Origin of the sequence: Staphylococcus coagulans, assembly GCF_022557135.1 — a bacterium.
GTDB lineage: Bacteria > Bacillota > Bacilli > Staphylococcales > Staphylococcaceae > Staphylococcus > Staphylococcus coagulans.
Genome location: NZ_CP092966.1, coordinates 838233 through 853407, shown reverse-complemented (window position 1 = coordinate 853407; position 15175 = coordinate 838233). Strand labels below are relative to the sequence as shown.

Genomic DNA, 15175 nt, shown 5'->3' with positions numbered 1-15175 from the left:
AATTAATCTGTTTATTGATATAAAGGGAATTGCTCTGTCAAAGTTTTTACGCGTTTTTTTGCTTCTTCTAAAACTTTTTGATTTTCATGATTTTTAAGCACATCACTAATAATAAGTCCAACTTCTTCAAATGCTTTTTCATCAAAACCACGTGTTGTTGCTGCTGGTGTACCTAAACGGATACCGCTAGTAACAAATGGTTTTTCTTGATCAAACGGGATTGTGTTTTTATTACAAGTAATACCGATTTCATCAAGTGCTTCTTCTGCAACTTTACCTGTGATACCAACTGAACCTTTAACGTCTACAGAGATTAAATGATTGTCAGTGCCACCAGATACAATTCTAAAGCCGTTATCTTGTAATGTTTGTGCAAGTGTTTGTGCATTTTTAATGACTTGTTTTTGGTACGTTTTAAATTCTGGTTGTAACGCTTCACCAAATGCAACAGCTTTACCTGCAATGACGTGCTCTAATGGTCCACCTTGGATACCAGGGAAAATTGTTTTATCAATATCTTTTTTATATTCTTCTTTACATAAAATCATACCACCACGAGGGCCACGCAATGTTTTATGTGTTGTTGTCGTTACGAAGTCTGCATATTCAACAGGGTTTTGGTGTAAGCCAGCAGCTACAAGTCCTGCGATATGCGCCATATCTACCATTAGTTTGGCACCGACTTCATCCGCAATTTCTTTAAACTTTTTGAAATCAATTGCACGTGAATATGCTGAAGCACCTGCTACAATCAGCTTAGGTTGATGTTCTTTTGCCAATTTGCGCACTTCTTCATAATCGATATGTTCTTCATCTTTAGTGACACCGTACTCTACGAAATTGTAAAATTTACCACTAAAATTAACAGGTGCGCCATGTGTTAAATGTCCACCATGACTTAAATTCATACCTAGCACTGTATCTCCGTGCTCTAGTGCGACAAGATAGACTGCCATGTTCGCTTGTGAACCTGAATGCGGTTGTACATTAACATGTTCAGCATTGAAAAGCGCTTTCGCTCTATCAATAGCAAGTTGTTCAGTTTGGTCAACAAAAACACAGCCACCATAATAACGACGTCCAGGATACCCCTCAGCATATTTGTTCGTCATGACTGAACCTTGAGCTTCCATTACTGCTTCAGATACAAAGTTTTCTGATGCAATTAATTCAATATTACTGTTTTGACGATTAAACTCTTTTTGAATAATCTCAAATACAGACTTATCTTGTTTTGCAATAAATGACATAGACAATTCCCTCTTTTCTTTTATAGTTGATATTTAGCACGTTCGCCTCCGATTTTTTTGGGTCTTGTTTTAGCCACGGTCACGATAGCTTCACCAATTTGCTTCACTGATGTACGAACAGGGACTGCCACGTGTTTAAGATGCATTCCGATTAAAGTTTGACCAATATCAATGCCTGAATCTGCTTTAATATATTCAACGACAATCGGTTCATCCATATGACGATAAGCATATGTGGACAACGAGCCCCCTGCATGCGTGTCCGGTACGACAGAAACTTCAGTCATCAGGTAAGGATCAAAGTCCTTTTTTTCAATTGTGATTGCACGATTAATATGTTCACAACCCTGAAATGCAAAAGCGACACCTGTTTCTTGCTGAACTTTAACAAGAGAATTAAAAATGGTCTCAGCAACTTCTAAAGAACCTGTCGTCCCAATCCGATCACCTTGAACCTCTGATGTTGAACAACCGATGACACAAACTTCACCTTTTTTAAAAAACGATTGGGCCTGAAGTTCTTCTAATAATTGATTTAATGCCTTCATATTGTAACCCCCTTAAAGTATACGTATGAGCGAAAAAACAATAATTAAAGAACTGTAAAAACATGCTATACGCCCCTTATTATAACTTATTTTTTCTTCAACTTATACTGATTACTTAATTATTCTGCCATTAATTTATCTTTTAACTTTTGTATGAGATCCCAAAGCTGATCAAAGGTTTTTTCATAAGTTTCATAGCCTGAACTAAAAGGATCATCAACGGCTTGATTTTCTCCTACATATTCACTCAATGTCGCCACGTTAACGTGACTCCCATACATTGAGCGAATGATGCTTTCATGTTCTGGTGTCATCGTTAAAATTAAATCTGCTTTTGTATCTTCGTCGGTAAAGCGCTTTGCTTCACCATGAACATCAAATCCGTGACGTTCTATGAGTTGTTGACTATGCTGAGCTATCGGAGCACCTTGTTGCGCCATCAATCCTCTAGAAACAACCTCTACTTCTGGCATTAGCTTTTTAGCGATTCCCTCTGCCATTGGACTTCTGCACGTATTACCTGTACAAACAAAAACAATTTTCATAGTGTTTCATCCTTTATCACTTGTTGATTTGCTGCTTTTAACATACGATTTCTTAATGCTTCCGTTTCAAAATTATCTTCATAACCAAAAATATAAGCAAGTTCAATGGATGGCATTTGATCTAATTGATGTAAAATACTATAAAGATGGTGGTTCGCACCTTTTATATCATTTTCATCTTCACTGATGACTAAAACTTTTGCTTCTTTTGGTAAAAAAGGAATTTTATTTTTAGGTACTATAAAAGCAATTTTTGACCAATCTTCGTGCGCTTCTTTTCTAATCGGTGCATTAATTTGCTGGATGATCTTCAGCGGTGTATTCGGCGCGTAATGCTTGTATTTCATCCCCGGCGCAATTGGTTTCTCTGTTGCTGTTATTTGATGTTCATCAATCGCTAAAGGCATGACTTCATTCAACATGCTTCTCGTAATCGTTCCAGGACGCGCAATACGAAATGGAAAAGAAGTACAATCCAGTACCGTACTTTCTAATCCGGCGTCACTCTGAGTGGATTGAATGATACCATCAACCCGGTGATTCAAGTCTTCATATGCATGTTCAAACGTTGTCGGTGACGGACGACCACTAAGATTTGCACTTGGTGCAGCGATAGGTAAGTCAACAGCTTCCAACAGCGCCCTTGCTACTGGATGACTCGGCATGCGAACAGCTACAGAATCCAAGCCTCCCGTCACACGTTTACATAAATAACCTTTTTTCAAAGGCAAAATAAAAGTAATAGGACCTGGCCAAAACGCTTCCATTAACCTTTTTGTAGCATCAGATATAGACGATACAAAATCATCAAGTTGATCCGTATCATAGATATGCACGATTAATGGATTATCAGATGGGCGCCCCTTTGCTTCATATATTTTACGAACAGCTTCATCGTCTCTTGCATTTCCGCCTAAACCATAAACAGTTTCAGTTGGTAAAACAACAAGCCCTCCTCGTCGATAAGTCTCAATAATTGCATCTAACTCGGGATATGTGTTTAAACACGTTGTATAGTTACGGACATCCCATATTTTGGTTTCCATCATTGAAAGCCACCTCTCCTTTCCTCATATTTTACTACAAATTAAAAAAGGTGTAAGACTGAAATCCATACCTCGATGATGGATTTCTATGCCTCACCCCTTTTATTTAGATGAAATATAAAATTTTAAATCTTATGCCAGTTAAATGTAAAGATACGTGGTTGACCGTTAATGTCGTCAATCACTTGCGTTTTAATGTGAGGAAACCACGTTTGCATCAGTTGGGTTAGAAATTCCCCTTGTTGATATCCGATTTCAAACACAACAGGTGCACCGTCACACATGACAGCAGGTAAATCGCGAATCAGTGCTTTATAAACTTGATAGCCTTGTTCCTCAGCAAAAAGTGCTAAATGAGGTTCAAATTCTAGTACATCTTTTCCCATCACATTCACTTCTTCTTTACTAATATAAGGTGGATTTGAAATTAAACCTTCCAATTGAATACCTTGTTCAATGTACGGTTTAAGTGCATCGCCTTCCATAAAATGAATCTCACAGTTATGCTTTTTCGCATTGTTTTGAGCAACAGATAAGGCAGACTTGGAAATATCACTACCATAGACAGTTAAATCATTTATTTCTGCTTTTAAAGTCACTGCAATAATACCACTACCTACACCCACATCGGCAACCGTCATGGTCGGTCTAATTTGATTCAAAAAGTAATGCACTACTTCTTCTGTTTCAGGTCTTGGAATTAATACATTAGGATTGACTTTAAAAATACGTCCATAAAAATGCGCTTGCTCCACAACATATTGAACAGGCATTCCTTTTAATAATAATGACAAACCTTGCTCAAGTTGCTTCAATCTATCTTGCGATAAAACGTCTTTCTCATTCAAAATCATTTGAGTCCGAGACCATTGACACATGTCCATCACGAGCCATTCGACAGCATTTTCTTCATAGCCTTGTGCTGACATTTTCTGTTTAGCGTTTTTTATCCACTGATTATAGTTCACCAGAATTAAGCTCTTTCAACTTTTCTGTTTGTTCATGCATTGTTAATGCATCGACAACTTCGTCTAATTTCCCTTCCATGATTTGATCTAACTTTTGTAACGTTAAACCAATTCGATGGTCTGTCACACGGCTTTGAGGATAATTATATGTTCGAATACGCTCAGAACGGTCCCCTGTCCCAACAGCTGACTTTCTTTGCGCTGCGTATTTCTGCTGTTCCTCTTGAACTTTCATATCATAGAGACGTGCTTTTAAAACTTTCATAGCTTTTTCACGGTTTTGAATTTGTGATTTTTCAGAAGATGTCGCAATTACACCCGTTGGTAAGTGTGTAATACGTACGGCTGAGTCAGTAGTATTGACGTGTTGTCCACCTGCACCACTTGAACGATACGTATCGATTTTCAAATCTTCATTGCGTATTTCTATTTCTACATCTTCTACTTCTGGCAGTACAGCAACGGTTGCTGTTGATGTATGAATTCGTCCGCCTGATTCTGTTTCAGGAACACGTTGAACACGGTGCGCACCATTTTCATATTTCAATTTACTGTAGGCGCCATCACCAGAAACGGAAAAACTTATCTCTTTGTATCCACCGTGATCACTTTCAGTTGCTTCCACAATTTCTGTTTTAAAATTGTGCGCTTCAGCAAATTTAGAGTACATCCGGAATAAGTCACCTGCAAAGATGGCTGCTTCATCGCCACCAGCCGCCGCACGTACTTCGACAATAACATCTTTCTCGTCATTAGGATCTTTCGGAATTAATAAAAATTTGAGTTTTTCTTCAAGTTCTGGGACTTCTGCTTTTAAGTCTGCAGCTTCTTCTTTTAACATAGCCACTTCATCACTATCGTCTGTTTCTGAAAGCATCAATTCAATTTCTTGAATATCTTCCTTCACTTGTTTGTAATGACGGTAGACTTCTACAGTTTTATGTAGTTCTGATTGTTCCTTTGAATATTTGCGCAATAAATCTGAATCGCTGACCACTTCTGGGTCACTTAGCAATTCGTTCAGTTGCTCATAACGTTCTTCAACGATATCTAATTGATCAAACATTATTCTTGTCCCTCCTTAGTATCTTCGCTCGGTAATACAACATGATGCGCACGACAACGCGGTTCGTAACGTTCGTCTGCGCCAACCAAAATAATCGGATCGTCCACTTTTGCAGGCTTACCATCAATTAATCGCTGTGTCCGACTTGATGAAGCGCCACATACGGCACATACTGCTTGTAATTTTGTAATATGTTCACTTACAGCAAGCATTTCAGGAACAGGATGAAATGGCTCACCTCTAAAATCCATATCAAGTCCTGCTGTAATTACTCTATAACCTTTTTCTGCAAGTTTTTCTGCAATCTCTACAATTTCTTGATCAAAAAATTGAATTTCATCAATACCGATGATGTCTACATCTTTTAAATTATAATGCCATATTTCATTTGCTTTAGAAATATTAATCGCTTCTATCTCATTACCATTATGTGATACCACTTTTTCTTTATGATAGCGGTCGTCAATGGCCGGTTTAAAAACGATAACTTTTTGCTTGGCGTAAACACCTCTGCGTAATCGTCTTATCAGTTCTTCCGACTTACCACTAAACATACTTCCGGTAATACATTCTATCCAACCTGAATGGTACGCTTCATACATCGTTCTTTCCACCTTTTCCAAAACAAAATCACTTCATTATATCATAAAATGAAATATCCGTTTGCTTAAATTGTAATCGATTCTGTACTTAAATTTAAGTGACTGAACAAGTTAAACCATAAGTGCTACAGCTATGTATTTATAAATTAAAAACCTAAAAATATAATAGGTGACCTTTTCATCCCGTATTAATCGAACTTTAAAAATTTTTATGTATCACTGCTACAATTGTTCGCACATGCTCATCATTATGTATCAAAATGGTGTCACAAAGAAACCTTAACGAATAAAAAAGCATTCTCGTCTAAGAGAATGCTTGAATATTGCATTAGTTGTTTGATTTGAGACCAAATTTTTTGTTGAAACGTTCCACACGACCGTCTGCAGCAGCAAACTTTTGGCGTCCTGTGTAGAAAGGATGTGAATCAGATGAAATGTCTAAACGAATAACTGGGTATTCATTTCCATCTTCCCATTTCATTGTTTCATTTGAAAATTTAGTAGAACCGCTTAAAAACTTGTAATCAGTTGTTGTATCTAAAAAGATGACTTTACGGTATTCTGGATGAATGCCTTGTTTCATAATTTTCAGCTCCTTTGCCCTGAACCATCTGGAACAGAGTTATTTGTGAGTTTTTACCCAATACTTAAACATTATAAATGGCGTATCACGAAAATGCAACCCTACTTTTTAATTATTCGACTTAAATAATAGGCTTACCCGTTTTTGTACTTTCAGCTGCACTTTTTTGTAGCACTTCAAAAAATTCTTCGTTCGTTTTTGTCCGCTTCAATTTTCGAATAAAGCGCTCTGTAAAGTCAGGTGCACTTGAGAACATATTTCTCAATTGCCATAAGCTATCTAATTCACTTTTAGGGAGTAATAATTCTTCTTTTCGAGTAGAACTTCTTGAAATATCAATCGCAGGAAAAATACGTCGCTCAGATAGTTTTCTGTCTAAGTGCAATTCCATATTACCTGTTCCTTTAAATTCTTCGTAAATCATATCATCCATGCGTGAGCCTGTATCAATCAGTGCAGTCGCTAAAATTGTTAAGCTACCCCCAGCTTCAATATTTCTCGCTGCACCGAAAAATGTTTTTGGACCATGTAAGGAAGCAGGATCTAGACCGCCAGATAAAGTTCTGCCGCTCGGTGGCACAACAAGGTTATAAGCACGCGCTAATCTTGTAATAGAATCCATTAATATAATAACGTCTTCTCCAATTTCTACTAGACGTTTAGCACGTTCTAATAAAAGTTCTGCTACTTTGACATGATGTTTTGGGTGTTCATCAAAAGTAGAATGAACAACTTCCGCTTCATCAACAGAGCGTTCTATATCTGTCACTTCTTCAGGACGTTCCCCTATGAGTAAAATAAATAATTTAGCGTTGGGTTTATTTGTAACAATCGCGTTTGCGATTTCTTTAAGTAAAGAGGTTTTCCCGGCTTTAGGTGGCGCAACAATCAAGCCGCGTTGACCTAAACCAATAGGTGTGATTAAATCCATCACGCGTGTTGAATAATTTTGAGGTTCAGTTTCTAATCGAATTCGTTCATCTGGGTATAAAGGTGTAAGTGCTTGGAAGTGAGGACGTTTTTTGACTTCTTCTGCATTGTGGTCATTAACGAAGTCTACTTGAAGTAATCCATAATATTTTTCATTTTCTTTTGGCTTTCGAACTTTTCCTGTTACTTTATCGCCTAACTTGATTTCGAAGCGCCTGATTTGACTAGCAGATATATAGATATCCTTTTCGCCTTTCGAAAAGTTGACTGTTCTTAAGAATCCATAGCCATCCTGCTGTATATCGTCAAGGATTCCTTCCATATAATAATTGCCATCTTGCTCCATTTGGGCTTCCATTATAGCAAGTACAAGTTCTTTTTTGTTTAATTTACTATAGTTAACAAGTTTAAGAGATTTCGCCTTTTCTGTGAGGGCTTTCGTTGTATTATTCTTATATAATTCATGAAAAGATTCATATTGTGGAGATGTTCTTTCCCTTGACATGTTAAACACTCATTTCATATTAAATTCTTTAACCGCATGTGCATACGATCAAGAAATACTATATCAAATATTATTCATTATGACAAAATATCAACAAAAACCTAATACAAAATTTCAATTTTCGACTATTCAAAAGGGTTTCGCTGATTATCTTAATAAGAAAAAGTAGTTTGCCACTTTGATCTGTTTTCAGCAGAACAGTGACAAACTACATTTAAGTGGGTTATTCGCCTTTATAATAACCTGCAATCGCTTTAACTTCTAAAAATTCTTCAACACCATAGTCTCCCCATTCACGACCTAAACCTGATTGTTTATAGCCACCAAATGGTAGGTTTGGTTTACGTCCAGATTCATTAATTTCAACAGTACCCGCTTCAATAGAACGTGCAACTTGTTTTAATTTATCTTTGTCTTTACCAAAAACATAGCCTGCAAGACCATATTTTGTGTCATTTGCAATTTTAATCGCATCGTCTAAATCTTTATAAGTGATTACAGACATAACTGGACCAAAAATTTCTTCTTGGGCAATTGTCATTTTGTTATCAACATTTGCAAATATAGTTGGTTTTGCAAAATAACCTTGATCTAATCCTTCAGGTTTGCCAGTGCCACCATATAATAGTTCGGCACCTTCATCAATCCCTTTTTGAATATAGTCTTGAACTTGATTGTATTGTTTTTCACTTACAATTGGCCCCACTTCAGTGTCAACATTTTGTGGGTCGCCAACTTTAACTTTTGCAATTTCTTCTTTAACTTGTGCTAAAAATTGATCTTTTATGCTTTCAGGTATAATTGTACGTGTACCTGCAGTACATACTTGTCCCGTATTATTAACGACCTTTTTCACAGCAGCTTGTGCAGCTTCTTTAATATCTGCATTATCTAAAATAATATAGGGTGATTTACCTCCAAGTTCAAGTGAAACTTTTTTAAAGTCTTTACTTGCTTGTTCCATAATTTTAGAACCTGTACCACCAGAACCTGTAAATGACATCATACGTACATCAGGGTGCTGACTCAACGGAGTTCCTACACCTTCTCCATCACCGTTAACAAGGTTGAATACGCCTTTAGGTACGCCAGCTTTATCAAAAATTTCTGCTAAAATAATAGCAGCGAATGGTGTTAATTCAGAAGGTTTTAACACCACTGGGCTACCCGCAGCAAATGCAGCAGCAAGTTTAAGTGATGTTTGGTTTGTTGGGAAGTTCCAAGGGGTTACTAGTCCTGCAACACCAATGGCTTCTTTAACAACTAAATCATCGCCACGGCGTTCTTCAAATTGGAAATCATTTAAAGCATCATGTGCAGCTTGGAAGTGATTTAATCCTGCTTCATAGTGCACTTTATCAGATTTTGATACTGGTGAACCCAATTCTAAAGTAATGGCTTCAATTATATCTTCTTTTCTATTTTTATATTCTTCCACGATACGTGCTAATAATTCTTGACGTTCTTTTACTGAAGTATGACGGAATGATAAATATACATCATGTGCAGCTTGGACAGCGCGATCAACATCTTCTTTGTCACCTTTCGCAATACGTCCAAACACTTCTTCAGTTGCTGGGTTAATCACATCTATAGTTTCACCACTATGACTTTCAACCCATTCACCGTTTATATATTGTTTCGTTTGATCTCTCATGAACAAACACTCCTTATCATTATCATATCTGTTGTATTTCCACGAATTACATTATTTAAACATACTTAAAAAACACAAAAGAACAAGACATTATAGAATTGCATCCATTTTGTCTCATTCTTTTATATTATTTAAGTTGTTTTATTGTGCACTTTCATTCAGTTCTATATAGTCATGCGCCCACGTTTCAAGGGGTTCTAACGCTTGAGCCAGTGCTGCACCTTTTTCAGTTAAATGATAACAAACTGATGGTGGTGTTTCTGAAATCACATCTTTATATATAAGTTGTGCTTGACACAACTCTGCCATTTTCAAAGATAATGCCCTATTCGTAATTGGGCTTAAATCTCGCTTCATTTCGGAAAAGTGTGCTTTATGCTCATCGCAGGTAGATAGGTAATGCAAAATTAATCCATTCCAACTACGCCCCAATATTTTAAACGTCTCTTCTAAATATGGACATACTTCCATAGCTATCACCTCGAATCTTTGAATTTGTGATAACATTTCACGCTCAGTTAAGCTTCTATTTGCTCAGTCCAAATATCGGCACCTAAATTTTTAAGTGTTTTGACAATATCTGTATATCCGCGGTAAATGTGAGTAACATTATAAATCGTTGTTACATCATTTGCAAATAAACCGGCCACAATAAGACATGCGCCTGCACGTAAATCACTAGCATAAACTTCTGCACCTGTTAATTGCGACGGTTTTATCGTTGCTGTACCTCGATCAGCTGTTATCAATCCATTCATTTTTTGTAATTCTTTTACATGTTTAAAACGTTCTGGGTATATTGTTTCCGTTACAAAACTTGGTCCGTTCGCTAAAAACAGAAGCGGTGTAATCGGTTGTTGTAAATCAGTGGCAAACCCTGGGTATACCAGCGTTTTAATGTCGACACTTTGGTAAGGTTGAGACGATTTTACAATGACATAATCATCTCCTGTTTCTATTTTAACACCTAATTCTTTTAACTTAACAGTTAAAGGCTCCATATGTTTTGGAATGATATTATCAATCATGACCTCTTCGCCACAAGCAGCAGCAATACACATATATGTACCGGCTTCGATTCGATCAGGGATGATAGAATGTCGACTTCCATGTAAATGCGGAACGCCTAAAATTTTAATGGTACTTGTACCAGCGCCTGAAATTTTAGCACCTAAACTGTTTAAGAAATTAGCCACATCAACGACTTCTGGTTCTTTTGCTGCATTTTCAATGATTGTTTGTCCTTCAGCACGTGTAGCAGCGAGCATGATATTAATTGTTGCGCCTACACTGACAATATCTAGATATATATTAGCACCTACAAGACGATCTGCTTCGATTTTCATAGACGTCAAGCTCGACTCATCAATTGTCGCACCCAATGCTTTAAAACCTTTAATATGTTGATCGATAGGTCTAGGCCCTAATGGACAGCCACCCGGTAAGCCAATGACACACTTTTTAAAGCGTCCTAACAAAGCGCCCATCATATAGTAGGAAGCGCGTAAAGATTCCACTTTGTTATTTGGCAAAGGTGCATTTTGAATTTGAGTAGGATCGACTGACAACGTTGTACCATTAAGTTCTGTTTTAATATTCAAATCTTCCAATAAACTCACTAAAGTTTCTACGTCAGAGATTTTTGGCAAACCTTCTAGTGTTACAGGTGCTTCAGCCATAATTGTTGCAGGAATAATCGCTACAGCGCTATTTTTTGCACCATTAATTTCTACACGCCCCTTTAAAGTTTGACCACCTCTTATTTTAATTACCTCTTGTGCCATGTCATTGAACTCCTTTTCCCTTACTCTATTTATCGATAAAAATTGCATCAAAAGCATTATAATGTAAATTTTTTCAATTTGCAAAATGAAGTATCAATTTTTCACCTTTTTTCGAACGCTGAAAAGAAAATTGATAAAATACAAACTAAAAAGACGAGGTTGGAGGATAAATCCCAAAATAAATAGCGCTAAGATGATATTTCATGAAAATCACCTTAGCGCTTCGATTTTATGATAAAACTTCGTATGGTACGACTTCGTATTTCGAGGGGCGGCCTCAGCCTTACCTCAAATAGTCACTCTAATTCTACTCATAAAAGGACATTTACAATGAATTACCCTTTAATGTTCTCTGCTTTGTTTGAAGTACCAAATTCTCTAATTTTACCAATAACTGTTTCTTTAATTGCTTCACGTGCAGGTCCTAAGTATTTACGTGGATCGTACACTTCTTTATCTTGATCTAATACTTCGCGAACACGTTTCGCTGAAGCAATTTGGTTTTCAGTATTCACATTAATTTTAGCTGTTCCAAATGAAATCGCCTTTTTAATATCATGTGTAGGAATACCCGTACCTCCATGTAAAACTAACGGTAAACCGGTAGATACACCAATTTCTTCCATTTCTTTAAAGCCTAAGTTAGGTTCACCTTTGTAAGGTCCGTGAACTGAGCCTAATGCAGGTGCTAATGCGTCAATACCAGTCGCTTTTACTAAGTTTTGACATTCGATCGGATCTGCATAAATCACGCCATCAGCTACAACGTCATCTTCTTGGCCACCTACAGTACCTAATTCAGCTTCAACAGAAACTCCACGTTCATGTGCATATTCAACTACTTTAGAAGTGATTGCTACGTTATCTTCATATGATTCATGAGAAGCATCAATCATAACTGAAGTAAAACCAGCATCAATGGCTTCTTTACATTTATCAAAACTTGAACCATGGTCTAAGTGAATAGCCACTGGAATTGTGATTTGGTAGTCATGTAATAGTCCCTCAACCATTTTGACAACTGTGTAAAAACCACCCATATATCTTGCTGCACCTTCTGAAACACCAAGAATAACAGGTGCATTTTCTTCTTGTGAAGCTTGTAAGATAGCTTGTGTAAATTCCAAGTTGTTAAGGTTATATTGCCCAACTGCATAACCATTTTCTTTTGCATCGATTAACATTTCTTTCATTGAAACTAAAGGCATGAAAGTTCCTCCTTGCGTGCAATTCGCACGTTTATTTATAACTACAGTATAGCAAAACCCAACCTTGAATGCATCGTCAAATCAGGTTAAATTTGTGAAAAATATCGTAATTTCAAATGTAAACGCATCCATTATCATCACTTGATTTGAGGTACCTCCCGACCATAAAAATTCAACATAAACATTCACCTCTTATACGCGGCAAAGATATTTGAACGACAACAACGGATTATTATAAAATGAAAAGGCAGATGAAAATATTATGAAATGGGCAAATGATTTTATTAAATGAAAATGTATAATAAAGATTTGCACTAAAATGCACACGCAAGATATATCCACTAAGGAGGACTATCATAATGTCAAAAATGCTGACAACACAATTAACTGGTGTTTTTAACCGTTTAGATGACCAAGCACTTGATATTCAAATGGCGGCTCAAAGTCTTATTCAAGCTATTGGCGGTGAAGGACATGTTTACATTAAGGGGTATGGCGATTTGAAATGTTTCGAGACATACATATTAAACAGTTTTGAAAAGTTACATTCAAGTTTACCATTAGAAGACGATGCCACTTTTGACCAGCTTGATTCAACAGATCGCGTCTTACTCTTTGGTGCAGAATATAGTGAAGAAATGGCAAGTGACTTAGCTCGATTATTGAAAAATGACCGCGACGTTGTTGTCATCACCAATAAACCTAAAAATCAAGATTTACCAGATCAAATGATGCACTTTATCAATCTTTCTACACCACGCCCGATCGTATATACGGAAGATTATGATAAAGTCGTAACACCTCACCTTATGGCACTTAACTATGTATATTATGAAATATATACACAAATGATTGAGATGATTCGTGATTTAGACTTAGCTTAAATAAAAATGAGATGACAGCGATTGAACAAAGTTGTATGATAATTCCTTTGTCAATAAACTGTGCATCTCATTTTTTAATGAAGTCGATTAATGTACGACTTCTTGACCACGCTTATTCCATGTAAATATAAAGCTAATCATCGCTAGAATACTGATGATTGTGAGTAAAATAAAGCCTGCGCTCCAACCAAGATGATCAACAACAGCCCCCATCACAATATTAGCCATTACCGCACCGCCTAAATAGCCAAATAAGCCTGTCAGACCTGCTGCAGTTCCAGCTGCTTTTTTCGGTACATAATCTAACGCTTGTAAACCAATTAACATGACAGGGCCGTATATAAGAAATCCAATCGTGACAAGTGCCAAGTTGTCAACAAGCGGATTCCCAGGTGGGTTTAACCAATATACAACCACAGCGATAGTGACACCAATCATAAAGATAAAACCTGCTGGACCTCGACGCCCTTTAAACACTTTATCTGAAAGCCATCCACAAATTAAAGTCCCCGGAATACCTGCCCATTCATATAAGAAATAAGCCCATCCTGACCCTTTCATATCGAAGTGCTTCACTTCACTTAAATATAAAGGCGCCCAGTCTAACACGCCATAACGGACAAAGTAGACAAAGATATTCGCAACTGCAATAATCCAAACCCACTTATTATTTAAGACATATTTAAACAAAATTTCTTTTGTCGTGAGTTCTGTTTCAAAAGTCTCTTTTTGATGTGTAGGATAGTCATCTCGATACGCTTCTATCGGTGGCAGACCTACAGATTGTGGTGTATCTCGAATAAGTAAATAAGCTATCAACGCAATGATAATGGCTAATATAGCTGGATAAATAAAGGCACCTTCAAAGCCTTTTAAATAACCAAAACTCAACGTTCCGGTTAAATATATACCCAGCAAGGCGATTGGCGCCATCAATCCACCACCCACATTGTGCGCGACATTCCATATGGCGGTCTTACTTCCCCTTTCGCTCACACTAAACCAGTGGACAAGCACACGTCCTGATGGTGGCCAACCCATACCTTGAAACCAACCATTTAAAAATAACATCAAAAACATCATAGTGACACTAGAGGTCAAAGCAGGAATAAAACCCATCAATAAGTTAACAATAGCAGTCAATAATAATCCTAATGTTAAAAATGTACGTGCGTTACTACGATCACTGACAGTTCCCATAACAAATTTACTAATCCCATATGCAATAGAGATAGCAGACAAAGCAAACCCTAACTCTGCTTTTGTAAACCCCATTTCAGATAAATAAGGCATCGCAATAGAAAAGTTTTTACGTAATAAATAATAGCCTGCATAACCGATAAATATCCCTAAAAAAACTTGCCGTCTCATTTTACGATATGTATCATCCTGCTGATCACTAGCAATCGGTTTGACGTGTGCAGGTGGCTTTAGAAATCGAAACATAACCGAACCCCCTTGATTTTATTAATATTTTGTTAATTTTATTAACAAACATAACTTTTGTCAAACCTATTTTTGCATGATGTGACAATATTGTAATCGCTTTCCATCCATGCGCTTTAACCCCTATAAAAAAAGTGTAGGACATTAAAATCA

15 protein-coding genes are annotated in these 15175 nt (G+C 36.9%); 1 reads left to right on the top strand and 14 read right to left on the bottom strand.

Translation table 11 applies throughout. From position 1 onward, the window contains the following. Positions 1–11: 11 nt before the first annotated feature. The 13 genes from glyA to fdaB form a co-directional block, all read right to left on the bottom strand. Positions 12–1250 carry a serine hydroxymethyltransferase gene (gene glyA, locus KM149_RS03825; protein WP_165545844.1) on the bottom strand — a complete coding sequence of 413 codons (1239 nt, stop codon included), beginning with the start codon at positions 1248–1250 and terminating at the stop codon, positions 12–14. Positions 1251–1270: 20 nt separating this feature from the next. Beyond that, complete coding sequence (locus KM149_RS03820) at positions 1271–1798, bottom strand: TIGR01440 family protein (protein WP_103356675.1); 528 nt, start codon at positions 1796–1798, stop codon at positions 1271–1273. Between the two features lie 119 nt (positions 1799–1917). Further along, complete coding sequence (locus tag KM149_RS03815) at positions 1918–2343, bottom strand: low molecular weight protein arginine phosphatase (protein ID WP_241415530.1); 426 nt, start codon at positions 2341–2343, stop codon at positions 1918–1920. Beyond that, positions 2340–3389 carry an L-threonylcarbamoyladenylate synthase gene (locus tag KM149_RS03810; RefSeq protein ID WP_241415529.1) on the bottom strand — a complete coding sequence of 350 codons (1050 nt, stop codon included), beginning with the start codon at positions 3387–3389 and terminating at the stop codon, positions 2340–2342. The genes KM149_RS03815 and KM149_RS03810 overlap by 4 nt, the downstream gene beginning before the upstream one ends. A 125-nt stretch (positions 3390–3514) precedes the next feature. After that, positions 3515–4357 carry a peptide chain release factor N(5)-glutamine methyltransferase gene (prmC, locus tag KM149_RS03805; RefSeq protein WP_050345352.1) on the bottom strand — a complete coding sequence of 281 codons (843 nt, stop codon included), beginning with the start codon at positions 4355–4357 and terminating at the stop codon, positions 3515–3517. Further along, complete coding sequence (gene prfA / locus KM149_RS03800; RefSeq protein WP_050330376.1) at positions 4347–5423, bottom strand: peptide chain release factor 1; 1077 nt, start codon at positions 5421–5423, stop codon at positions 4347–4349. The genes prmC and prfA overlap by 11 nt, the downstream gene beginning before the upstream one ends. Continuing rightward, positions 5423–6025 (bottom strand): thymidine kinase, encoded by a 603-nt coding sequence (locus KM149_RS03795; RefSeq protein ID WP_165545849.1) that lies wholly within the window; start codon positions 6023–6025, stop codon positions 5423–5425. Before KM149_RS03795 ends, prfA begins: the two co-directional genes overlap by 1 nt. Positions 6026–6353: 328 nt before the next feature. Continuing rightward, positions 6354–6608, bottom strand: a complete 255-nt coding sequence (locus KM149_RS03790) for a type B 50S ribosomal protein L31 (RefSeq protein WP_016426439.1) — start codon at positions 6606–6608, stop codon at positions 6354–6356. 121 nt (positions 6609–6729) lie between these two features. Next, positions 6730–8043: a transcription termination factor Rho gene (rho, locus tag KM149_RS03785; protein ID WP_050345349.1), complete on the bottom strand. Its 1314-nt coding sequence runs from the start codon at positions 8041–8043 to the stop codon at positions 6730–6732. 223 nt (positions 8044–8266) lie between these two features. Next, positions 8267–9700 (bottom strand): aldehyde dehydrogenase family protein, encoded by a 1434-nt coding sequence (locus KM149_RS03780; RefSeq protein WP_241415528.1) that lies wholly within the window; start codon positions 9698–9700, stop codon positions 8267–8269. A gap of 141 nt (positions 9701–9841) precedes the next feature. Beyond that, a complete protein-coding gene (locus KM149_RS03775; protein ID WP_050330370.1) occupies positions 9842–10171 on the bottom strand; it encodes a winged helix-turn-helix transcriptional regulator in 330 nt (109 codons plus the stop codon). 47 nt (positions 10172–10218) lie between these two features. Then, positions 10219–11484 (bottom strand): UDP-N-acetylglucosamine 1-carboxyvinyltransferase, encoded by a 1266-nt coding sequence (locus tag KM149_RS03770; protein ID WP_165545850.1) that lies wholly within the window; start codon positions 11482–11484, stop codon positions 10219–10221. Positions 11485–11819: 335 nt separating this feature from the next. Then, positions 11820–12692 carry a class IIb fructose-bisphosphate aldolase FdaB gene (fdaB, locus tag KM149_RS03765; protein ID WP_050330366.1) on the bottom strand — a complete coding sequence of 291 codons (873 nt, stop codon included), beginning with the start codon at positions 12690–12692 and terminating at the stop codon, positions 11820–11822. Positions 12693–13051: 359 nt separating this feature from the next. Here fdaB and KM149_RS03760 point away from each other — a divergent pair, with 359 nt between their 5' ends. After that, positions 13052–13576 carry a DUF2529 family protein gene (locus tag KM149_RS03760; protein WP_050330365.1) on the top strand — a complete coding sequence of 175 codons (525 nt, stop codon included), beginning with the start codon at positions 13052–13054 and terminating at the stop codon, positions 13574–13576. Positions 13577–13663: 87 nt separating this feature from the next. On the opposite strand, the gene glpT is transcribed toward KM149_RS03760, so the two are convergent. Then, positions 13664–15022 carry a glycerol-3-phosphate transporter gene (gene glpT, locus KM149_RS03755; RefSeq protein ID WP_182364347.1) on the bottom strand — a complete coding sequence of 453 codons (1359 nt, stop codon included), beginning with the start codon at positions 15020–15022 and terminating at the stop codon, positions 13664–13666. Positions 15023–15175 lie beyond the last annotated feature (153 nt).